General features: G+C 69.2%; 19 protein-coding genes and 1 pseudogene. 12 read left to right on the top strand and 8 right to left on the bottom strand.

Translation table 11 applies throughout. From position 1 onward, the window contains the following. The first annotated feature begins 89 nt into the window (after positions 1-89). The 12 genes and pseudogenes from ACTJKJ_RS00830 (at position 90) to ACTJKJ_RS00775 (ending at position 11270) form a co-directional block, all read left to right on the top strand. Complete coding sequence (locus ACTJKJ_RS00830; protein WP_440819308.1) at positions 90-2153, top strand: ribonuclease catalytic domain-containing protein; 2064 nt, start codon at positions 90-92, stop codon at positions 2151-2153. A gap of 20 nt (positions 2154-2173) precedes the next feature. Then, on the top strand, positions 2174-3031 hold the full coding sequence (locus ACTJKJ_RS00825; RefSeq protein ID WP_297384308.1) for a TonB family protein: 858 nt from the start codon (positions 2174-2176) through the stop codon (positions 3029-3031). A 52-nt stretch (positions 3032-3083) separates the two neighbouring features. Then, positions 3084-4001: a shikimate dehydrogenase gene (gene aroE / locus ACTJKJ_RS00820; protein WP_440819307.1), complete on the top strand. Its 918-nt coding sequence runs from the start codon at positions 3084-3086 to the stop codon at positions 3999-4001. Between the two features lie 36 nt (positions 4002-4037). Beyond that, a complete protein-coding gene (locus ACTJKJ_RS00815; RefSeq protein ID WP_440819306.1) occupies positions 4038-4784 on the top strand; it encodes a transglycosylase domain-containing protein in 747 nt (248 codons plus the stop codon). Positions 4785-4834: 50 nt separating this feature from the next. After that, positions 4835-5431, top strand: a complete 597-nt coding sequence (locus ACTJKJ_RS00810) for a hypothetical protein (RefSeq protein ID WP_440819305.1) — start codon at positions 4835-4837, stop codon at positions 5429-5431. Continuing rightward, the gene (locus ACTJKJ_RS00805) at positions 5432-5992 is read left to right on the top strand and encodes a TlpA disulfide reductase family protein (RefSeq protein ID WP_343605461.1); all 561 of its coding nucleotides are present in this window, start codon (positions 5432-5434) and stop codon (positions 5990-5992) included. It abuts the gene before it with no gap. 167 nt (positions 5993-6159) lie between these two features. Next, complete coding sequence (aroQ, locus tag ACTJKJ_RS00800) at positions 6160-6612, top strand: type II 3-dehydroquinate dehydratase (protein ID WP_297384126.1); 453 nt, start codon at positions 6160-6162, stop codon at positions 6610-6612. 79 nt (positions 6613-6691) lie between these two features. Next, positions 6692-7162, top strand: coding sequence for an acetyl-CoA carboxylase biotin carboxyl carrier protein (accB, locus tag ACTJKJ_RS00795; protein ID WP_297384128.1), 471 nt, complete (start codon positions 6692-6694; stop codon positions 7160-7162). 11 nt (positions 7163-7173) lie between these two features. Further along, positions 7174-8523 (top strand): acetyl-CoA carboxylase biotin carboxylase subunit, encoded by a 1350-nt coding sequence (gene accC, locus ACTJKJ_RS00790; protein WP_091727054.1) that lies wholly within the window; start codon positions 7174-7176, stop codon positions 8521-8523. 167 nt (positions 8524-8690) lie between these two features. Continuing rightward, positions 8691-9587, top strand: coding sequence for a 50S ribosomal protein L11 methyltransferase (gene prmA / locus ACTJKJ_RS00785; protein ID WP_147242897.1), 897 nt, complete (start codon positions 8691-8693; stop codon positions 9585-9587). Between the two features lie 187 nt (positions 9588-9774). Further along, a pseudogene (locus ACTJKJ_RS00780) lies at positions 9775-9843 on the top strand (MJ0042-type zinc finger domain-containing protein); the annotation flags it as partial. 221 nt (positions 9844-10064) lie between these two features. Next, entirely contained in the window at positions 10065-11270 is a 1206-nt protein-coding gene (locus ACTJKJ_RS00775) for a DUF3426 domain-containing protein (protein WP_440819304.1), read from the top strand. 170 nt (positions 11271-11440) lie between these two features. On the opposite strand, the gene ACTJKJ_RS00770 is transcribed toward ACTJKJ_RS00775, so the two are convergent. The 8 genes from ACTJKJ_RS00770 to ACTJKJ_RS00735 all read right to left on the bottom strand — a co-directional run bounded on the left by ACTJKJ_RS00770 (position 11441) and on the right by ACTJKJ_RS00735 (position 21873). Next, on the bottom strand, positions 11441-12064 hold the full coding sequence (locus tag ACTJKJ_RS00770) for a histone (RefSeq protein ID WP_091727062.1): 624 nt from the start codon (positions 12062-12064) through the stop codon (positions 11441-11443). Between the two features lie 15 nt (positions 12065-12079). Continuing rightward, positions 12080-12226 carry a hypothetical protein gene (locus tag ACTJKJ_RS00765; RefSeq protein ID WP_297384134.1) on the bottom strand — a complete coding sequence of 49 codons (147 nt, stop codon included), beginning with the start codon at positions 12224-12226 and terminating at the stop codon, positions 12080-12082. Positions 12227-12287: 61 nt separating this feature from the next. Next, positions 12288-13460, bottom strand: a complete 1173-nt coding sequence (locus ACTJKJ_RS00760) for a ribonucleotide-diphosphate reductase subunit beta (RefSeq protein WP_183482473.1) — start codon at positions 13458-13460, stop codon at positions 12288-12290. A gap of 315 nt (positions 13461-13775) precedes the next feature. Next, entirely contained in the window at positions 13776-16703 is a 2928-nt protein-coding gene (locus ACTJKJ_RS00755; RefSeq protein WP_440819303.1) for a ribonucleoside-diphosphate reductase subunit alpha, read from the bottom strand. A 560-nt stretch (positions 16704-17263) separates the two neighbouring features. After that, a complete protein-coding gene (locus tag ACTJKJ_RS00750) occupies positions 17264-18964 on the bottom strand; it encodes a sigma-54-dependent transcriptional regulator (protein WP_440819302.1) in 1701 nt (566 codons plus the stop codon). Further along, a complete protein-coding gene (locus ACTJKJ_RS00745; protein WP_440819301.1) occupies positions 18954-20690 on the bottom strand; it encodes a sensor histidine kinase in 1737 nt (578 codons plus the stop codon). The genes ACTJKJ_RS00750 and ACTJKJ_RS00745 overlap by 11 nt, the downstream gene beginning before the upstream one ends. A gap of 12 nt (positions 20691-20702) precedes the next feature. Then, on the bottom strand, positions 20703-20993 hold the full coding sequence (locus tag ACTJKJ_RS00740) for a PP0621 family protein (RefSeq protein ID WP_440819300.1): 291 nt from the start codon (positions 20991-20993) through the stop codon (positions 20703-20705). Positions 20994-21039: 46 nt separating this feature from the next. After that, entirely contained in the window at positions 21040-21873 is an 834-nt protein-coding gene (locus ACTJKJ_RS00735; RefSeq protein WP_183482490.1) for a cytochrome C assembly family protein, read from the bottom strand. Positions 21874-21888 lie beyond the last annotated feature (15 nt).

Below are 21888 nucleotides of genomic sequence, written 5' to 3'. Positions count from 1 at the left end.
CCGCCGGGTCGCCACCGGGAACGAATTGACACGCCCGCCGCGCGGACCCGTCCGGCACCCCCTCCACGATCAGCGACAATCCCGCCGCTATGTTTGCCCTGTTCGAAGACGCCGGAAAATTCCTCGCCGGCCGCATCCTGTCCGAAGCCGAATCCTCGATGCAGATCGAGCTCGATTCGGGCAAGCGCGTCAAAGTGAAGACCGCCCATGTGCTGCTCAAGTTCGACAAGCCCGCGCCGGCCGAGCTGATCGCGGAGGGCCAGCGCCTGGCCGCCGAGATCGACCTCGACCTGGCCTGGGAGTTCGCGCCCGAGGGTGAATTCGGCTTCGCCGACCTGGCCCGCGACTACTTCGACGAGAAAGCGACGCTCGGCCAGCAGACCGGCGCGCTGTTCCGCCTGTTCGAGGCGCCGCACTATTTCCGCCGGATGGGCAAGGGCCTGTTCAAGAAGGCGCCGGCCGAGATCGTCAAGGCCGCGTTGCTGGGCATCGAACGCAAGAAGCAGGTCGCAGCGCAGATCGAGCAGTGGGCCGACGAGCTCGCCGCGGGCCAGTGCCCGGCGCCGGTCGGCGACCAGATCTACAAGATCCTCTTCCGCCCCGACAAGAACGGCCCGGAGTACAAGGCCGTCGTCGAGGCCGCCAGGCGCAGCCACAAGGCGCCGCTGGACCTGCTCAAGGACGCCGGCGCGATCGCCAGCCCCTACCAGTTCCACTGGAAGCGCTTCCTCTTCGAGCACTTCCCCAAGGGCACCGGCTTCCCCGCGCTGTCCGCGCCGCAGATCAAGGACGAGCTGCCGCTGGCCGGCGTGCGCGCGTTCTCGATCGACGATTCCGCCACCACCGAGATCGACGACGCGCTGTCCGTCCAGGGCCTGGGCACCGGCACGGTGGTCTTCGGCGTGCACATCGCCGCGCCGGGCTTGGCGATCCAGCCGGATTCGCCGGTGGACAAGGTCGCCCGCGAGCGTTTCTCCACCGTCTACATGCCGGGCTGGAAACTGACCATGCTGCCCGACGACGTGGTCCAGGCCTACACGCTGATCGAAGGCCGCGACTGCCCCGCCGTCAGCATCTACCTGACGATGGACGAGGCGACGCTGGAGATCACCGCCCGCGAGACCCGGCTCGAGCGCGTGCCCATCGCCGCCAACCTGCGCCACGACAAGCTGGACCACGTCATCACCGACGCCACGCTGACCGGCGCGGCGCCGGCCGACTACGACTTCGCGCCGGAACTGGCCTTCGCCTACCGCCTGGCCAAGGACCTCAAGGCCAAGCGCGAGGTGGTGCGCGGCAAGCCCGAGACCTTCAACCGGCCGGACTACAACTTCCGCCTGGAGGGCAACGGCGAGCACGAGCCGGTGGGCGCCGAGCAGGTCAGCATCTCGGTGCGCCAGCGCGGCACCGCGCTGGACCTGATCGTGGCCGAGGCCATGATCCTGGCCAACTCCAGCTGGGGCGGCATCCTCGCCGACTGCGGCGTGCCCGGCATCTACCGCAGCCAGGCCAGCCTGGCGCCGGGCATGAAGGTCCGCATGGGCACCAAGCCCGCGCCCCACGCCGGCATGGGGGTGGCGCAGTACACCTGGGCGACGTCGCCGCTGCGCCGTTATGTCGACCTCGTGAACCAGTGGCAGATCATCGCCTGCGCCCGCCACGGCAAGACCGCCGCGCTGGCGGCGCCGTTCAAGCCCAAGGACGCGGCGCTGTTCTCGATCATCTCGGGCTTCGACGCCGCCTACAGCGCCTACAACGGCTTCCAGTCCGGCATCGAGCGCTACTGGACGCTGCGCTACCTGCAGCAGCAGGGCATCACCGAGCTGACCGCCGCGGTGCTGAAGGACGGCCTGGTCCGCGCCGACGAGCTGCCGCTGGTGTTCCGCGCGCTGGGCTGCGAATCGCTGCCGCGCAACAGCCACGTCAAGGTCCGCATCACCGGCCTGGATGAGCTGACGCTGGAGGTGCACGCCAACCTGGTCGAGCGCCTGGATGCCGAGGCCGCCCCGTCCGTCGACGCGGAAGCCGAGGAGGACGAAGAGCCCAGCGGCGTGCTGACGCTGGCGATCGACGTCAACGACGAAGGCGCGGATGGCACCGACACGACCAAGGACACGGACGGCGCGGCGACGCCCGCCCCCGCCGCCTCCTGATCCGCTTCCGCATGTTCACGATGCCCAAGCTCAGCCTCCTGCAGTACGCGCTGATCGTCTCGGCCGGGGTGCACCTGGGCCTGGGGACGCTCAAGTTCGTCGCGCCCGACCAGTTCGACCGCCTGTTCCAGGACACGCCACTGGAGGTGGTGCTGGTCAACGCCCGCGGCCAGGAAGCGCCGGTCAAGGCGCAGGCGCTGGCGCAGGCCAACCTGGCCGGCGGCGGCGAGATGGCGGCGGACGTGCGCGCCACGTCGCCGCTGCCGCCCGCGCCCAAGGCCGAGACCGGCGACAGCACCGAGGTGCAGCACAGCCAGATCCAGCAGCTGCAGACGACGCAGGAACAGCTGCTCACCCGGGTGCGACGCGAGCTCGCGCTGCTGCCGCCGCCCGACCCGCAGCGCGACAAGGGCACGCCCGAGGCGCGCGAGCAGGCCGAGCGCCGCCGCCAGCTGGTGCACCTGCTCGCCGAGATCGAGAAGCGCGTCAACGAGGAGAACGCGCGGCCGAAGAAGCGCTACGTCAGCCCGGCCACGCGCGAGGTCGTCTACGCCCAGTACTACGACCAGCTGCGCCGCCGCATCGAGAGCCGCGGCACCCGCGACTTCCCGACCTACCAGGGCCGCAAGCTCTACGGCGAGCTGACGATGAACATCCACGTGGACGCCCGCGGCCGCGTGGTGGAGACCGACATCGTGCGGAGCTCCGGCAACGCGGTGCTGGACCGACGCGCGGTGGCCATCGTCCGGGCCAGTGCGCCGTTCGGCAACTTCACGACGCAGATGCGCCAAGGCGCGGAACTGCTGGTGATCACCTCGCGCTTCCGCTTCACCCGCGACGAGAACCTGGAAACCACCCTCAGCGGGCAGCCGTCCTGACGGCGCCCGCCGCGGCCGGATCGCGTGGCCGCGCCCCTCTTATATAGACGTCATGAGCGCTGATCCGACTTCCGCCGCCGCGACCGCCACGACTGCCACCACCGCCGGGCCGGACCGGTACGCCGTCGCTGGCAACCCGGTGGCGCACAGCCGTTCGCCGGAGATCCACGCCGCCTTCGCCGCGCAGACCGGGCAGTCGCTGGTCTACGAGCGCCTGCTCTGCCCGCTCGATGGATTCGAGGCCGCGATCCGCGACTTCGTCGCCGGCGGCGCGCGCGGCTGCAACGTGACGGTGCCCTTCAAGTTCGACGCCTTCCGGCTCGCGGCCCGCCGCACGCCGCGCGCCGCGCTCGCCGGCGCGGTCAACACGCTGCGCTTCGACACCGAGGGCGGCTGGCTCGGCGACAACACGGACGGCGCCGGCCTGGTGGCCGACATCGAGCGCAACGCCGCGCGCCCGCTGCGCGGCCAGCGCGTGCTGCTGATCGGCGCTGGCGGAGCTTCCGCCGGCGTGCTCGGCAGCCTGATCGGCGGCCGGCCCGCGGAGATCCGCATCGTCAACCGCAGCGCCGACAAGGCGCTGGCGCTCGCGGCCAACCACCGCGCCTGGGCCGACGACCACGGCGTGCGCCTGAGCGCGGGCGGGCTCGACGCCCCCGCGCCGGACGGCCGGCACGACGTGCTGATCAACGGCACCAGCGCCTCGCTCAGCGGGGCGGGCCTGCCCTTGCCGGATCCGGACGCGCTGGTGCTGGCCTCCGGCGGCTTGGCCGTCGACATGATGTATGGCGCGTCCGCCGCCCCTTTCCTGGACTGGGCTGCCGGCCAGGCGGGCGCTGGCGGCGCGACCCGCGATGGCCTGGGCATGCTGGTCGAGCAGGCGGCCGAGGCCTTCCTCCTCTGGCGCGGCGTGCGGCCGGACAGCGCGGCGGTGCTGGCCGACCTGCGCCGTCGACTCGCCGCCCCTTGAGACCCACCCGATCGAGGATCCATTGAGGACCGCTCCATGAAACAGTTCTGGCGATTCGCCGGCATGCTGCTGGTCAGCATCCTGTGCCTGCAGCTGTTCTTCGCCGCCCGCATCGCGCTGATGGCGGTGGTGTCGCCGCAGTCGACGACCTTCCAGCGTTCCGAAGCGCTGCGCCTGCTGCGCGAGAAGCACCAGATCCTCTGGGCCCAGCAATGGGTCGACGGACCCTTGATCAGCAAGCACCTCAAGCGCGCCGTGATCGCCAGCGAGGACGCCGGCTTCAACGAGCACGGCGGCGTGGATTGGGACGCGCTCGAAAAGGCCTGGGACAAGAACCAGCGCGCGCAGGAGCTGGCCGATCAGCGCGCCGCCCGCCTGGCCAAGACGAATCCGAACAAGCCGGCGCCGGTCCCCAAGGTCATCGGCGGCTCGACGATCTCGCAGCAGCTGGCCAAGAACCTGTTCCTGAACTCGGAGCGCAACTTGCTGCGCAAAGGCCAGGAACTGGTGCTGACGCTGATGCTGGAAGCGCTGCTCGACAAGCAGCGCATCCTCGAGATCTACCTGAACAACGTCGAGTGGGGCGAGGGCGTGTTCGGCGCCCAGGCCGCCGCCCGTCACTACTACCGCGTCGACGCCGCCCGGCTGGGCCCCAACCAGGCGGCGCGCCTGGCGGTGATGCTGCCGGCGCCGAAGCGGTTCGAGAAACGCCCAGGTTCGCCGTATGTGATCGGGCGGGCTGGCACCATCGAGGCCCGGATGGGCGCGGTCGACATCCCCTGACGCTTGGGCCAGGGACCGCCCGCCCAGGGCCGAGCCGCCGAAAGGGCGCCATGACACCCGAATTGACGACCGAGATCGCCGCCACCGCCGCTCGCCTGGTGGTGGAGGAAGGCCTGGAATACGGCCCCGCCAAGTCGCGCGCGCTGAAGGTGCTCGGCCTGCCGCCGCGCACGGCGCTGCCCAGCAACGATGAGCTGGAAGACCAGGTGCGCGAGTATCTGGACATCTTCTGCGCCGACACGCAGCCCGCCGAGCTGCGGGCCCTGCGCGAACTGGCGGCCACCTGGATGGAGCGGCTGGCCGAGTTCCGCCCCCACCTGAGCGGCGCCGTCTGGCGCGGCACCGCCACCCGGCTGTCCCACATCCATCTGCAGTTGTATTGCGATGACAGCAAATCGGCGGAGATCGCGCTACTGAACCAGGGCGTGGATTATGACGTCGGCCAATCCCGCAATGCCAAGGGCGAAACCGTGGACCAGCTCGTCCTGGATGTGCCCTGCCGCGCGCTGAACGAGCGGGTGGCGATCGCGCTGACCATCCTGGATCACGACGACCTGCGCGGCGCGCTCAAGCCCGACGCGCGCGGCCGGACCGAACGCGGCGACCTCGCCGCACTGCGCCAACTGCTGAACGCGAAGGAAGATTGAATGCAACGACGCGCTGTTCTGGGACTGGGCGCCGCCGGCGTGGTGGCCGCCGGCGCGGGGGCCTACCTCGCGCTTCATCATGAAAGGCAGGCCGGCGGCGGGGGCGGCGCAGCGCCATCGGGACCGCTCTCAGCGGAAGCCGCGGCCTTCTGGAACGCCAGCTTCGACACGCTCGACCAGCAGACCTACCAGCCCGCCGCCCACCTGCGCGGCAAGCCGCTGCTGCTGAACTTCTGGGCCACCTGGTGCGCGCCTTGCGTCAAGGAACTGCCGGAAATCAATCAGTTTCACGACGAGTTCGCGTCGAAAGGGTGGCAGGTGCTCGGCCTGGCCGTCGACGCGCCGACGCCCGTGCGCGGCTTCCTGGAGAAACTTCCATTGAAGTTCCCGGTCGCCCTCGCCGGGCTGACCGGCACCGATCTGTCCAAGACCCTGGGCAATGCCAAGGGAGGCCTGCCGTTTACCGTCGCCTTCAGCGCGCAAGGTGAGCCGATCTGGCGCAAGTTGGGAGCCACCCACCTGGAAGAACTGCGCGAGATGGCCCGCGCGATGAAGTCCTGAAGCCCCGACCGAAGCCGCCGTCAAGGCGTGCTCGGCCATAGCGGGCGGCCTGAAGCTGGTCAAGCCTTTTATTTTTGGCTTGCTGCCGGGATCTGAACCCAAAAGGCGTAAAGTCGACCCTTTTACGCTTCTAGTGTCTTCGCTCTAATTGCGGGACCGGTCGCTGAATGCAAGTCCTGGTACTACACGGCCCCAACCTCAACCTGCTTGGTACCCGAGAGCCTGGGGTCTACGGCGCGACCACTTTGGCGGAGATCGACGCAGATCTTCGCCGGATCGCGCAGGAAGCCGGCGTAGCTCTGGAGAGCTATCAAAGCAACCACGAAGGTGGCCTGGTAGACCGCATTCAAGCAGCCGGACGCGACGGCACGCGCTTCATCATCATCAATCCGGCGGCCTACACCCACACCAGCGTCGCGATCCGCGATGCGCTGGCGGCGGTGGCGCTGCCGGTGATCGAAGTGCACCTGTCCAACATCCACAAGCGCGAACCGTTCCGTCACCACAGCTACGTGTCGGCGGTCGCGGAAGGCGTGATCTGCGGACTGGGTCCGGCCGGCTACCGGTTGGCGCTGCAGTTCGCGATCCAGCAATTGAGCCGGCCGGCCTCGTCCCCCTGAGCGCCGCGGTCCGTCGACCCTCGTGGCGGACCGGAAGACATCACCGAAGATCACAACCGATCCCCGTTGGAGAGTTCATATGGATTTGCGCAAGCTCAAGACCCTGATCGACCTCGTCTCCGAGTCGAACATCTCTGAACTTGAAATCACCGAAGCCGATGGCAAGGTGCGCATCGTCAAGTCCGATGGCCAGCCCGTCGTGGCGGCCATGCCCATGATGCAGGCGCCGCAGATGGTCGCCGCGCCGGTGCAGGCCGCCGCCCCGGTCGCCGCCGCCGCCACGCCGGCCGCCGCGCCCGCCCCGGCCGCCGAGACCGGCCACATCGTCAAGTCGCCGATGGTCGGCACCTTCTACCGCGCCTCCAGCCCGAACGCCAAGCCGTTCGCCGAGGTCGGCCAGCAGGTCAAGGAAGGCGACCCGATCTGCATCATCGAGGCCATGAAGATCATGAACGAGATCGAAGCCGACAAGACCGGCACGATCACGAAGATCCTGATCGAGAACGGCCAGCCGGTGGAATTCGGCCAATCGCTGATCGTCATCGAGTAAGGCGGTCCGAGATGTTCAAGAAGATCCTCATCGCGAATCGCGGCGAGATCGCCTTGCGTATCCAGCGCGCTTGCCGCGAACTGGGCGTGAAGTCGGTCGTCGTGTATTCGGAAGCGGACCGCGACGCGAAGTACGTGAAGCTGGCCGACGAGGCCGTCTGCATCGGCCCCGCCCCGTCCGCGCAGAGCTACCTGTCGATGCCGGCCATCATCGCGACGGCGGAGGTCACCGACGCCGAGGCGATCCACCCCGGCTACGGCTTCCTGTCCGAGAACGCGGACTTCGCCGAGCGCGTCGAGCGCAGCGGCTTCACCTTCATCGGCCCGACCCCGGACAACATCCGGACCATGGGCGACAAGGTCTCGGCCAAGCAGGCCATGATCAAGGCCGGCGTGCCCTGCGTGCCCGGCTCCGAGGGCGCCCTGCCCGACGATCCCAAGGAGATCGTCCGCATCGCCCGCGCGATCGGTTATCCGGTGATCATCAAGGCCGCCGGCGGCGGCGGCGGCCGCGGCATGCGGGTCGTCCACACCGAGGCCGCGCTGGTCAACGCGGTGCAGATGACCAAGGCCGAAGCGGCCGCGGCCTTCGGCAATCCGCAGGTCTACATGGAGAAGTTCCTGGAGCATCCGCGCCACGTGGAGATCCAGGTGCTGGCCGACGGCCACAAGAACGCCGTCTGGCTGGGCGAGCGCGACTGCTCGATGCAGCGCCGCCACCAGAAGATCATCGAGGAAGCGCCGGCGCCGGGCATTCCGCGCCGCCTGATCGAGCGCGTCGGCGACCGCTGCGCCGCCGCCTGCAAGAAGATGGGCTACCGCGGCGCGGGCACCTTCGAGTTCCTGTACGAGAACGGCGAGTTCTACTTCATCGAGATGAACACCCGCGTGCAGGTCGAGCACCCGGTGACCGAGCTGGTGACCGGCGTCGACATCGTGCAGATGCAGATCCGCATCGCCGCCGGCGAGAAGCTGCCCTTCACCCAGCGCAACATCACGATGCGCGGCCACTCGATCGAGTGCCGCATCAACGCCGAGGACCCGGTCAAGTTCATCCCGTCCCCGGGCCGCATCACGATGTGGCACCCGCCGGGCGGCCCCGGCGTGCGCGTGGACTCGCATGCGTACACCAACTACTTCGTGCCGCCGAACTACGACTCGATGATCGGCAAGATCATCGTCCACGGCGACACCCGCGAGCAGGCCCTGGCCCGCATGCGCATCGCGCTGTCGGAGACCGTCGTCGAAGGCATCCAGACCAACATCCCGCTGCACCGCGAGCTGATGGCCGACGCCAAGTTCATCGAAGGCGGCACCGACATCCACTACCTCGAGCAGTGGATGGCCGCCCACAAGCGCTGACACGAAGGCGCCGCCCGCTCAGCGCCGACCGTCGCTGAGCGACAATGCGCAGGCCCTCAAGCGTGGACGCTGGTCCGCCTTGAGGGCTTCTCCATTTCAGAAGTCCCCGAAGTCCCGGAGCCGCCATGAGCGAAAACCACGGCGAAGACCACGCCAACGATCCCCTGCTGCACGAGCTCGTGCTGATCTGCCGCGAGGAGGATGTCGAGACCGTCAGCGACGCGCTGATGGAGATCGATTCGCTGGCCGTCTCCGTCGAGGACGCCGATGCCGACACGCCCGCGGAGCGCGCGCTGTTCGGCGAGCCCGGCATGCCCGCGCCGCGCGCGGGCTGGGAGCGCTCGGTGGTGAAGGCGCTGTTCGCCGAGGAAGCCGAGGCCACCGAGGCCGCGACGCTCATCCTGGCGCAGGACTGGGCCACCGACGTCCACGTGCAGGCGATCCAGACCGTGGCGCAGCAGGACTGGGTGCGGCTGACCCAATCGCAATTCGCGCCGGTGGAGATCACGCCGGAGTTCTGGATCGTCCCGTCCTGGCATGAGGCGCCGGCGCAGGCCAGGCAGGTCATGCGCCTGGATCCGGGCCTGGCCTTCGGCACCGGCACCCATCCGACGACACGCATGTGTCTGCGCTGGATCGCGCGCCACGGCGCCGAGGCCGCCCAGTGGGATCGCGTGCTCGACTACGGCTGCGGCTCCGGCATCCTGGCCATCGCGGCCGGCTTGTTCGGCGCGAAGTCCATCGATGCCGTCGACATCGACCCGGCCGCGCTGATCGCCTCGACGCACAACGCCAAGGACAACGGCGTGACGCTGAACGCCGCGATGCCCGATGCCGCGAACGGCGAGTACCCGGTGGTGCTGGCCAACATCCTGGCCACGCCGCTGAAGCTGCTGGCGCCGCTGCTGTGCAACCACCTGCGCCCAGGCGCGCACCTGGTGCTGGCCGGCATCCTCGAGCGCCAGGCCGATGAATTGAAGGCCGCTTACGCGCCGCACGTGGCCCTCGAGGTCGCCGACAGCGAGGACGGCTGGATCCTGATGACGGCGCGTCGCCCCGCCTGATCCATCGCTCGAAGGACCACTCGCCGCCCGCACGCCAGCCCTCCCGACCCATCGCCCGCGGGCACCTCCATTGCCTCGCCCGGGCCGATGAACAGCCACATCGCGGGTCGCGCGCCCGTGGTGACGGTGTGTCAACCGGGGGTGTTCGCGTCAAGGACTGACCCTGCTTCGTGGCATCATCGCGCCCATGAATCTCGCGACCCGCTGCACGACCTGCGGCACCATCTTCCGGGTGGTGCAGGACCAGCTGCGCGTCTCCGAAGGCTGGGTCCGCTGCGGCCGCTGCGCCGAGGTCTTCGATGCCCGCGAGCAGCTGTTCGATCTCGAGCGCGACAGCCCGCCGCCCTGGCCGCCGCTGAGCCCCTCGGCAGAGCCCGCGNCCGGCGCCCGCCACCGCCCGCGCCGACGCCGCCCCCACCGGCCTATCGCGACGACTTCCCGCCGAGCCAGCCCGCGCCCTTGCCGCCGTCGAGGCCGGTGGCGCCGCCCCCGCCGGTCTTCGCGCCGGAGCCCGTCTTCGCACCGGAGCCGCCGGCTCACCACCAACCACCGCGCGACAGCGGCTGGATCGCCGCCGACGACGAGTCGCTCAATCCCTTCGCGCCGCCGCGCCGCATGGCCGACGACGAGCCGATGGACGACATCGTCGACGCGCGCTTCAACGCGACCGGCGTCGACGAGCGTCCGCACGAAGCCCGCCGGGAACCCTTCCTCGAGGCGCCCGCCGCGCCCGATCCGCGATCGCATTTGCCCGAACCCAAGGGCATGCGCTTCGAGGAGGATGAGCTGCCGCCGCCGATGATCGACGACGACGAGCGCCCTGACGTGACGCTGGCGCTGAGCCCGGCCACCGCGGCGCAGCTGCGCGCGAATGAACCGGCGCCGGAGCCGGACCTGGGGCCGTCGCTCGAACCTTCGTCGTCGATGATGGCACCCGACGAGGACGCCATCGCCGAGGCCAAGCGTGCGGCCAAGGCCGCGAGGAAGCGCCGGTTCTGGAATCCGTTCAAGCGCCGCCGGGCCGCCGCGCCGCGACCGACGGAGAGCCCCGAAACCACGATGACAGTGCTGGCGGCGGAGTCCGAACTCATGGCCGCCCGCGCGGCCGCGTCGACCGCCAGCGCGGACGCGATGTCCGTGCAGGGCTCACCGAGCGTGATGCCGGACCAGTTGCCGAGCTTCATGCGCCAGGCCGAGTCGGCACGACGTTGGAATCGCCCCGGCGTGCGCCTGGCGCTGGGCAGCGCCGCGACGATCCTGGCGCTCGGGCTGATGGGCCAGTTGCTCTGGCATGCCCGCGAGGCGATCGCGGCGCAGTACCCGACGGCCAAGCCGGCGCTGGTCTCGGTGGCGCAGGCGCTGGGCCAGGAGATCAAGCCCTGGCAGCACATCGAGGCCTTGAGCGTCGAAAGCAGCAGCCTCAATCCGGCTGGCGCCGCCAACCACTACCGCTTCAGCATCAGCCTGCGCAATCGCAGCAATTGGGAAGTGGCGCAGCCGTGGGTGGACCTGAGCCTGACCGACGCGAGTGGCGTGCTGGTCGTGCGCCGCATGCTCTCGCCGACCGAGATGCAGGCCGGCCGCGTCGCGCGGCCGGCCGGCGCCGACCAGCAGCTGCAGCTGGTCTTCGACAGCGGCGCGCAGAAGATCAGCGGCTACTCGGTCGAGCTCTTCTACCCCTGACTGGGGATACGGGCCACTGCCCGAACGATCCTTCCCCCTCCGAAGGGCGCCGCGCAGGCGCCCTTCTTCTTTGGACGCCAAATAGCGTGGCCCCAAAGAAAAAACCCGGCTCGCGCCGGGTTCGGAGGGCTCGACGAACCGGACCCGAAGGGCCCGGTCATCGTTCAAGCTCAGGGCTTGTTGCCGGTCGGGAAGGGCCAGGCGGCTTGCGGGCTCAGCGCGGTCTTCGCAGCCGGGGCCGGCGCAGCGGCAGGCTTGGCAGCGGGGGCAGCGGCAGGCTTGGCAGCAGCCTTCTTCGGTGCAGCGGCCTTCTTCGGAGCAGCAGCCTTCTTGGCGGCCGGCTTCGCAGCAGGCTTGGCGGCGGCCTTGGGGGCAGCCTTCTTCGCGGCAGCGGCCTTCTTGGCAGGCGCAGCCTTCTTCGCGGCGGGCTTCGCAGCCTTGGCAGTGGCCTTGATCGGCGGCTTCTTGGCGGCGGAGGCCTTCTTGGCCGGCGCAGCCTTCTTGGCAGCGACCTTCTTGGCCGGTGCGGCCTTCTTGGCCGCAACCTTCTTCGCCGGTGCCGCCTTCTTCGCAGCAGCCGCCTTCTTGGCCGGAGCGGCCTTCTTCGCCGGCGCCGCCTTCTTCGCAGCAGCGGCCTTCTTCGCCGGCGCAGCCTTCTTGGCCGGAGCGGCCTTCTTCGCCGGCGCGGCCTTCTTGGCCGGAGCCGCCTTCTTCGCGGCCGGAGCCTTCTTCGCAGCGGCCTTCTTGGCCGGAGCCGCCTTCTTGGCCGGAGCGGCCTTCTTCGCAGTTGCCATTTCAGTTCTCCTTGATCAAGTGGAAATAGCCCTGCCCGTCATCAACCGGTTGATGCCGGTGCAGGTATTCACCGCCCACGACGCGCGGGAGTTGCGCTCCGCGGTGCGGTGAATCGGGTTGCGGTGCGTCTCCGCCGCTTCTATGTCGGTCGGTCGGCGCATCGCCAAGCTTGATCTCTTCTTCAACAAACAATGCTCGAGGGTCACTCCGCCTCGGACTTCATCAGTCCCAGGACAGCGCGCCGCCCGATTGGTATTCGATCACTCGCGTTTCGAAGAAGTTGCGTTCCTTCTTCAGGTCAATCATTTCGCTCATCCAGGGGAACGGGTTTTCCTCGTTCGGGAAGAGCGCTTCGAGGCCGATCTGCGTCGCGCGACGATTCGCGATGTAGCGCAGGTAGCCCTTGAACATGGCCGCGTTCAGGCCCAGCACGCCGCGCGGCATCGTGTCCTCGGCGTAGCGGTACTCGAGCTCCACGGCCTTCTGGAACAGCGCCTTGATCTCCGCGCGGAATTCAGGCGTCCACAGGTGCGGGTTCTCGAGCTTGATCTGGTTGATCAGGTCGATGCCGAAATTGCAGTGCATCGACTCGTCGCGCAGGATGTACTGGTACTGCTCGGCGGCACCGGTCATCTTGTTCTGGCGGCCCAGCGCCAGGATCTGCGTGAAGCCGACGTAGAAGAACAGGCCTTCCATCAGGCAGGCGAAGACGATCAGCGACTTGAGCAGCGTCTGGTCGTTCTCCGGGGTGCCGGTGACGAAGTTGGGATCCATGATCGCGTCGATGAACGGGATCAGGAATTCGTCCTTGTCGCGGATCGACTGCACCTCGTGATAGGCGTTGAAGATCTCGCTCTCGTCCAGGCCCAGCGACTCGACGATGTATTGATACGCGTGGGTGTGGATCGCTTCCTCGAAGGCCTGGCGCAGCAGGAACTGGCGGGCTTCGGGGGCCGTGATGTGGCGGTAGGTGCCCAGCACGATGTTGTTGGCGGCCAGCGAATCGGCGGTCACGAAGAAGCCGAGGTTGCGCTTGATGATTCTGCGTTCATCGTCGGTCAGACCGTTCGGGTCCTTCCACAGCGCGATGTCGCGGGACATGTTCACTTCCTGCGGCATCCAGTGATTCGCGCAGGTGGCGAGGTACTTCTCCCACGCCCACTTGTACTTGAACGGGACCAGCTGGTTGACGTCGGTCTGGCCGTTGATGATGCGTTTGTCGGCGACGTTCACACGGCGCTCGCTCGCGTTGGCGATCGACGAGGCAGAAGAGGACACCGAACCCGCCGCGGAGGCGGCGGCATCACGCGCGACGGCGTGCGTCGCTGCGTGGATCGATGCGCCCGACTGCGGCGCGTTGCTCGAAGGTTGACGGTCTTCTTCCCAAACCAGCATGGTGGTCTTCCTATGGTCGCGGATTATCGGAGTGTTGTGTTCAAACACAAAGGACTTCTTGACTTTGACGCCGCTTCGCTGTTGCTGGTCCGCATCGCATTCGACGCGTCGGACCACGTGCGTCGCATCTCCTGATGAGTGCGATGCCGCGCGATCTCGACACGCGGCGGGAGCCGGAGCGGACGTCCGATCAAGCGTTCATCGATCGCTCGCGAGGCCGGGCGGAAAAATCGCCGATCGCCGCGAACATCGATGAACACTCGCATCGCGAGCGTCGGAGGTGTCGACGCATGACGCCGACACCTCCTGTTTCGATTACTGGCAGGCCTCGCAACCGGGGTCGTCGATGGCGCAGAACTTGACGTCCGTCGCCGGCGACACGTCGCCCAGATCCGGCGAGACCGAAGTCTCGATCGGCGCGACCGCAACCGGTGCCGCCGCGACCGGCGCGGCGCTCAGGCCACCGATGCCGCTGCTCACCGCGTTGAGCTGGCCGGCGTTCTGCACGGTGCTCTTCTCGGCATGCGTCGCGCCCATCGTGCGGAGGTAGTAGGTGGTCTTCAGGCCACGCTGCCACGCCAGCTTGTAGGTCTCGTCCAGGCGCTTGCCCGAGGCGCCGGCCATGTAGATGTTCAGGCTCTGCGCCTGGTCGATCCACTTCTGGCGGCGCGCGGCGGCTTCCACCAGCCACACCGGATCCACTTCGAACGCGGTGGCGTACAGGTGCTTGAGTTCCTCGGGCACGCGGTCGATGCGGCGCAGCGAGCCGTCGAAGTGCTTGAGGTCCATGACCATCACGTCGTCCCACAGGCCCAGCTTCTTGAGGTCGCGGACCAGGTGCTCGTTCACCACGGTGAACTCGCCCGACAGGTTGGACTTCACCGACAGGTTGCCGAAGCAGGGCTCGATCGACGCGTCGACGCCGATGATGTTGGAGATCGTCGCGGTCGGCGCGATCGCCACGCAGTTGCTGTTGCGCATGCCGTCACGGGCGATCTTGGCGCGCAGCGCGTCCCAGTCCAGCGACGACGAGCGGTCCACGTCGACGTAGCCGCCGCGGGCTTCGGCCAGCAGGTTCAGCGAGTCGATCGGCAGGATGCCGCGATCCCACAGCGAGCCGCGGTAGCTGCTGTAGCGGCCACGCTCGGCGGCCAGCTCGGTCGAAGCCCAGTAGGCGTGATAGCAGACGGCTTCCATCGAGCGGTCGGCGAACTCGACCGCGGCGTCGGAGGCGTAGGGCACGCGCAGCTGGTACAGCGCATCCTGGAAGCCCATGATGCCCAGGCCCACCGGACGGTGGCGCAGGTTGGAGTCGCGCGCCTTCTTGACCGCGTAGTAGTTGATGTCGATGACGTTGTCGAGCATGCGCATCGCCGTCGACACCGTCTTCTTCAGCTTCTCCTGGTCGATCTTGCCGTCCTTCAGATGCTGCGACAGGTTGACCGAGCCCAGGTTGCAGACCGCGATCTCGTTGTCGTTGGTGTTCAGCGTGATCTCGGTGCACAGGTTGGACGAGTGCACGACGCCGACATGCTGCTGCGGCGAGCGCACGTTGCAGGCGTCCTTGAACGTGATCCAGGGATGGCCCGTCTCGAACAGCATCGTCAGCATCTTGCGCCAGAGGTCGCGGGCCGGCATGCGCTTGTGCAGCTTGAGCTCACCGCGGTCGACCTTGGCTTCATAGGCCGTGTAGGCGACCTCGAATTCCTTGCCGAACAGGTCGTGCAGGTCCGGGCAGGTGGACGGGCTGAACAGCGTCCAGTCGCCGCCTTCGATGACGCGCTTCATGAACAGGTCGGGAATCCAGTTCGCCGTGTTCATGTCGTGGGTGCGGCGACGGTCGTCACCGGTGTTCTTGCGCAGCTCGAGGAATTCCTCGATGTCCAAGTGCCACGTCTCCAGGTAGGCGCAGACGGCGCCCTTGCGCTTGCCGCCCTGGTTCACCGCGACGGCGGTGTCGTTGACCACCTTGAGGAACGGGACCACGCCTTGCGACTTGCCGTTCGTGCCCTTGATGTGCGAACCCAGCGCGCGCACCGGCGTCCAGTCGTTGCCCAGGCCGCCAGCGAACTTGGACAGCAGCGCGTTTTCCTTCAGCGCTTCATAGATGCCGTCCAGGTCATCGGCCACCGTCGTCAGGTAGCAGCTCGACAGCTGCGAGCGGCGCGTGCCCGAGTTGAACAGCGTCGGCGTGGAGCTCATGAAGTCGAAGGTCGACAGGACTTCGTAGAACTCGATGGCGCGGGCTTCGCGGTCGATCTCGCCCAGCGCCAGGCCCATCGCGACGCGCATGAAGAAGGCCTGCGGCATCTCGATGCGGGTGCCGTCGACATGGAGGAAGTAGCGGTCGAACAGCGTCTGCAGGCCCAGGTAGTCGAACTGCAGGTCGCGCTCGGCCTTCAGCGCGGCGCCCAGCTTGGCCAGGTCGTACTGCTGCAGCTTCTCGTCCAGCAGCTCGGCCTGCACGCCCTTCTTGATGAAGCCGGGGAAGTAGTCGGCGTACGCGGTGGCCATCTCGGCCTGCGTGACCTCGCGGCCCAGGATCTCCTTGCGGATCGTGTGCAGCAGCAGGCGGGCGGTGGCGCGGGTGTAGCCCGGGTCCTTCTCGATCAGCGTGCGGGCGGCCAGGATGGCGGCCTTGTAGACCTCGTCGATCGGGACGCCGTCGTACAGGTTGCGCTTGGTCTCGGCCAGGATCGGATCCGGCTTGACGTCGGCGCCCAGGTTCTCGCAGCTCGACGAGATCAGCGCCGCCAGCTTGTTCAGGTCGAGCGGCACGCGCACCCCGTTCTCGACCACCGAGATGCCGGACTCCAGCACCGCGGCCTGGCGCTGCTCGCCCTGGGCGGCGCGCTCCTGGGTGCGGCGCTCGCGGTACAGCACGTAGGCGCGCGCCACTTCATGGTGGCCGCCGCGCATCAGCGCCAGCTCGACGTGATCCTGCACGTCCTCGATGTGGAAGGTGCCGCCGGCCGGGCGCGAGCGCAGCAGCGCGCGCGTCACCGAATCGGTCAGCGCGTCGACGGTCTCGCGCACGCTGGCGGACGCCGCACCGCTGGTGCCGTGCACCGCGAGGAAGGCCTTCATCATCGCCACGGCCACCTTGCTCGGCTCGAAGTGCACCACCGCGCCGTTGCGGCGGATGATCTGGTGCTGCGGGAAGCTGGCCGAAGCGGCGGCGGACTCGCGCGGAGCCTGGGCCAGGCCCGTTTCAGCGGTCGGTGTGGCGGCGACTGTCTGCATGGGATCCTCGTCTGTTCTGGTGTCTGGAAAAACAAAAAAAGCTTCGCCCGGCCCGGCTTGTCCGAAGGGCCCAGCGATCAGGGGGTCAGGTGATGTTGGCGATGCTGCCGATGCGCCTGGACTTGGGATTCCCGGTCCTCCGACCAAGGGGTCGGCAGCGCGGGCAAGACGTCTGAGGGAGCATTCATCGCCGTGTTTGCGAAGTCAGCAGGATAGCATGCAAAACACTATATCTAGTGGTCACGGCACCTTCAAGGAACTAGCGGTAGCGTCATCGCCCTTGACGTCCGCCATGTGCTGGTCTAGCTGGAAGACCTGACCCCGCACAGCCCCGATGGATTCGCGCATCGTGTCCGCGACGCCAGGATTGGCGCGGGCTGCAGCGGGGAATCGGGCGCAAGGGCCGATGGTTGCTGAGCAGGCGTCGATGGCGTCTCGATGACACGCCGCGCCGCTGTCCCCACCCGTTAGGACAACCCCGCCCTAGGACCTTCCCGGAGGGGCCACCGGCGGTGGGGTCATGGACGCATTGCGCGCAGTTCCGCTGGGATGCGAACCGGTCAGGACTCGTCGCCGCCGACCGAGATCTCCAGCCGCGCCATGCGGTAGCGCATCTGCCGCAGCGACAGGCCCAGGCTGGCGCCGGCCGCGGTGCGGTTGTTGCGGTGCTGCTCGAGCGCCCGCAGCAGGATCTGCTTCTCGACCTCGTCCAGATAGGTGGCGAGGTCCGCCGGCAGCGGCGCACCGCCCCGCGCCTCGGCGGGCAAGGCGGCGCCCAGCGGCGGCTCCACGGCCACCTCGGCGGTCTCCGCCGGCGCATCGTCCAGGCCCAGCACGCTGTCGGGCAGGCCGAGGTCGGCCAGGTCGATGCCGTCGCCGTTGGACAGCGCGAGCGCGCGATGCAGCAGGTTCTCGAGCTCGCGCACGTTGCCCGGGAAGCTGTAGCGCGACAGCGTCGCCAGCGCCGCCGGCGTCAGCGCGGGCACCGGCGCCACGCCGGCGTCGGCGGCGATGCGCTGCAGGATGCGCGCGCTGATCGGCGCCAGGTCCTCCATGCGCTCGCGCAGCGGCGGCACGCGGATCTGGATCACGTTGAGCCGGTAATACAAGTCCTGGCGGAAGCGGCCGCCGGCCACCTCCGCGGTCAGGTCCTTGTGGGTCGCGCTGAGCAGCCGGACATTGACCGGCATTTCCGCCACCGCGCCCACTGGCCGCACCGAGCGCTCCTGCAACGCGCGCAGCAGCTTGGACTGCATCGCCAGCGGCAGGTCGCCGATCTCGTCGAGGAACAGCGTGCCGCCCTGCGCCGCCTGGAAGAAGCCCTCGCGGTCCTCGCTCGCGCCGGTGAAGGCGCCCTTGCGATAACCGAAGAACTCCGCTTCCAGCAACTGCTCCGGGATCGCGCCGCAGTTCACCGCGATGAAGGGCTGGGGACGGCGCGCGCTGACGTCATGGATCGCACGCGCCACGAGCTCCTTGCCGGTGCCGGACTCGCCGTTGAGCAGCACCGGCGCCATGCTGCGCGCGACCTTCTCGATCAGCTCGCGCACCTGGCGCATCGGCGCCGAATCGCCGACCAGCCGCTCCAGCGCCGTGGTCGAGCCGGTCAACGGCGGCACAGCGCGGGCCGGCTTGCGCGCTTCGGCCGGCGCGGGCCGGGAGGCCTCGACCGAGCCCAGCACATCGAAGGCGCCGGGCGCGGTCGGCGCGAAGGCATCCGGCGCGGCGGCGACGGACATCGCGCTCGAGGCCGCGTTCGATGCCGCGTTCGATGCCGGGTTGAATGCCGGGTTCGACGACGCGTTCGACGCGTTCGACGGCGCACTCCACCCCGGGCCCGACGCCGCCGGCGCGGACGAGAACGGCTTGGGCACCGGCCCTTCCATCTTCGGCGTCCGGCCGAGCGCCGACGCGACCACCATCCGGAACTGGCGCAGGTCCACCGGCTTGGTCAGGTAGTCGTAGGCCCCGGCCTTGAGCGCCTCGACCGCGTTCTCGGCCGAGCCGTAGGCGGTGATGACCAGCGCGCGCTCGCTGCGCCCCTGCTGCTCCAGCCAGCGCAGGATGTCCAGGCCGCTGCCGTCGGGCAGCCGCATGTCGGTGATGACCGCGTCGTAGCGGCGCGTGCCCAGCAGCTCCAGCGCGTCCTCGACGGTGCCGGCGCTGTCCAGCGAGAAGCCCTCGCGCAGCAGCGTCATTTCATAGAGGGTGCGCAGGTCGGGCTCGTCGTCGACGACCAGCAGGCGGGGATCAGCGCTCATGGAGTTCGGTATCGGGGAAATGGGAATCCGGTCCCGCGGACGGGACCGAGGCAAGCGCGGCGCCTGGCGAAGCCGGCCGCGGCAGCAGCACACGGAACTCGTTCGCCTCGGCGTTCGGGCCGGCGTCGCGGCGGTGGTATTCGATGCGGGCGCCGTAGCGCTCGCACAGTTCGCGGCAAATGTACAGGCCCAAGCCCGAGCCCCGGCTGCGCGTGGAGAAGAAGGGCTCGAACAAGTGTCTTTCGACCTCGGCCGGGATGGGCTCGGCGCGGCTGAACACCGACAGCCGCACCCACTCGCGGTCCTCGCCCAGCTGCACGCGCAGCGCGCCCGGACCGGGGCGCGCGTGGCGCAGGCCGTTGTCCAGCAGGTTGATCAGGACGCGGCGCAGGTGCTCGGGCTCGAAGCTGACGAGCAGGCCGTCGCGCTCGATCTCGACGCGCAGCGGGCTGGCCTCACCGCCGGGCAGCCGCTGGGTGGTGGCCCAGTCGGCGCAGTACTCGCGCACCAGCGGCGCGACGGCGAGCGTCAGCGCCACCGGCGCGATGCCGGGCGCGACCTCCATCACGTCGTCGACCAGGCGCTTGAGCCGCTCGACGTTGGACGCCACCATGCGGGTGAGCTGCTCGCCCTTGGGGTCCTGCGCGAGGTCCTCCGACAGCAGCGCGTTGGCCTGCGCGATCGCGGTCAGCGGATTGCGGATCTCGTGCGCGATGCCGGCGGACACGCGCCCCATCGCCGCCAGCTTCTCCTGGCGATTGCGGGCTTCGAGCAGGCGGTTGTCCTCGAGGAAGAGCACGCACAGGTCGTCGCCGTCCAGCGGCCGCAGCGTGAAGCGCATGCGCACCCGCAACGAGCGCTGCGAGCCGCGGCCGAAGTCCAGCAGCAGATCCCGGCCGGCCTCCGGCCAGAGCTCGCCGGCGAAGGCCTTCTCGACCGCCCGCAGCAGCGGCTTCCAGGCCGGCGTGGTGTCCAGCCGGAACGCCCCCGAGCGCAGCGAGGCGCCTTCCGCGAGCAGCGCCCGCGCCGCCGGATTGGCGGTGCGCACCAGGCCGCGGCGGTCGACGACGGCGACGCCCTCCTCCATCTCCTCGATGACGAGGCGGTTCAGGTCGGCCTGCTGGCGGGCGTACTCGAGGCTGCCGCGCGCGGCGCGCTCCTCGCGCGCCAGGCGTGACGCGATCTCGTTGGCCAGCAGCGTGACCACGAACAGGCCGCAGCCCAGCAGCCCGGCCTGGCTGATGCGCAGCGCGCCGTCCTGCTCGTTCAGCACCGCCCAGCCGGACATCGACAGCAGCACCAGGCTGGGCAAGGCGGCGCAGCCCAGCGCGCGCAGCCGCGGCTGCAGCGCGCCGGCCATCAGCGCCGGCATGAAGAACAGCGCGCCATAAGGGCCGCTGGGATCGCGCACCTGCAACAGCGTGAACAGCACCAGGTCGGCGCCGATGCTGACCATGAACTGCCGCGTGCTCAGGCCGGCGCGCTCCTTCGACGGCGTCTCGCCGCCGCCGAACCAGCGCGGCAGCATCCACGCCAGCACCGCCTGCGTGCCGTAGATCAGCGAGATCAGCGTCGTCCAGCCAGTGGGCTTGGCCCCCATCAGGCCGGCCAGCGACTGCGTCGCCAGCAGCGCCAGCCCCAGCGCCGCGCGCGCACCCATGAAGGCGCGATACAGGCGCTGGATGGTGCTGGCGCTGATGGCGCCGACGGTCTCGGAGGTGGCCATGTGGTCCGGCGCTCAGGTCGCGGCGTCGTCGCGCCGGCCGCGCGCCGCCTCGGCGGCTTCCAGGCGATGCTCGTGCGCCGCGCGATGGGCGGCGCCGCAGAACTGCCCGCCACGGCCGGGCAGCGCATCGCTGGCCGGGAGATGCATGCCGCACTCGGCGCAGCTCACCATGTGCTCGGGCAGGCGCGGCGCAGGCGGCGGCGCGGGCCGGGCGTTGTCGCGCGGCGTCGGCCGGCCGCGCTTGAAGCCGATCACGAAGGCGATCACCGCCAGCAGGACGATCCAGAAAAGCAGCTTGATCACGATGGGCGCGCCGGAAGCTTCGGGGAGGAGGTCGACGGGGTCGGCATCAGACGGGCGGACGCTGCAGCACGACCTCGAGCACGAAGCGCGAGCCGGCATAGGACAGCAGCAGCAGTGCGGCGCCGAAGTAGAGCCAGCGCGTCGCACGCCGGCCGCGCCAGCCAAACACGCGACGCCCCGTCAGCAGCCCGGTCAGCACGACCCAGCCCATCACGGCGAACAGCGTCTTGTGATCCCAGCGCCATTGCGGCGTGAAGGCCACGCCCAGCAGCAGCGCGATCGACAGCACGACCACGCCGGCGCCGACGAACTGGAAGGTCAGGCGCTCCAGGCGCAGCAGCGGCGTGCCGAGCGCCGGCGCGCCCTGCCCCTTCTGGGCGCGCATCTGGCGCTCGGCGCGGTTCAGCATGACCGCATGCATCACCGCGACGCCGCACAGGCCGTAGGACGCCAGGCCCATCGCCCAGTGCAGCGGCGCCAGCGGCGAGCCCGCCTGCGGTCGGTATTCGCCCGGGAACATCCAGGCCACCAGCATCACCAGCAGGCCCAGCACGCTGAGCAGGCGCTGGGCCGAGGGCAGCGGCAGGAAGCGGCTCTCGACCAGATAGACGCCGGTCACCAGCCAGATCGTCATCGACAGCGAGGGCGCGAAGCCGAAGCGCGCCGCGTGGCTGCCATTGACCGGCGCGGCGCCGATGCCGCCGATGTCCACGACCAGCGCGGCCAGGTGCAGCAGCCAGGCCAGCACCAGCACCGAGCGCCAGGTGCGGGGCCGCAGATGCGCGAAGGCGGCGGCGACGGCATAGGCCACCGCGCCGGCGGCGCTGAGGGCGGCCAGGAGCAGGCCGCTGGGCTCGGCGGAGGCGGACGATAAAATCATCCGCAAAGTGTAATG

It is taken from the genome of Roseateles sp. 22389 (genome assembly GCF_052044995.1).
Lineage (GTDB): Bacteria > Pseudomonadota > Gammaproteobacteria > Burkholderiales > Burkholderiaceae_C > Roseateles.
Note: the sequence above shows the minus strand (reverse complement) of the source record. Positions and strands in the feature narration are given on the sequence as shown.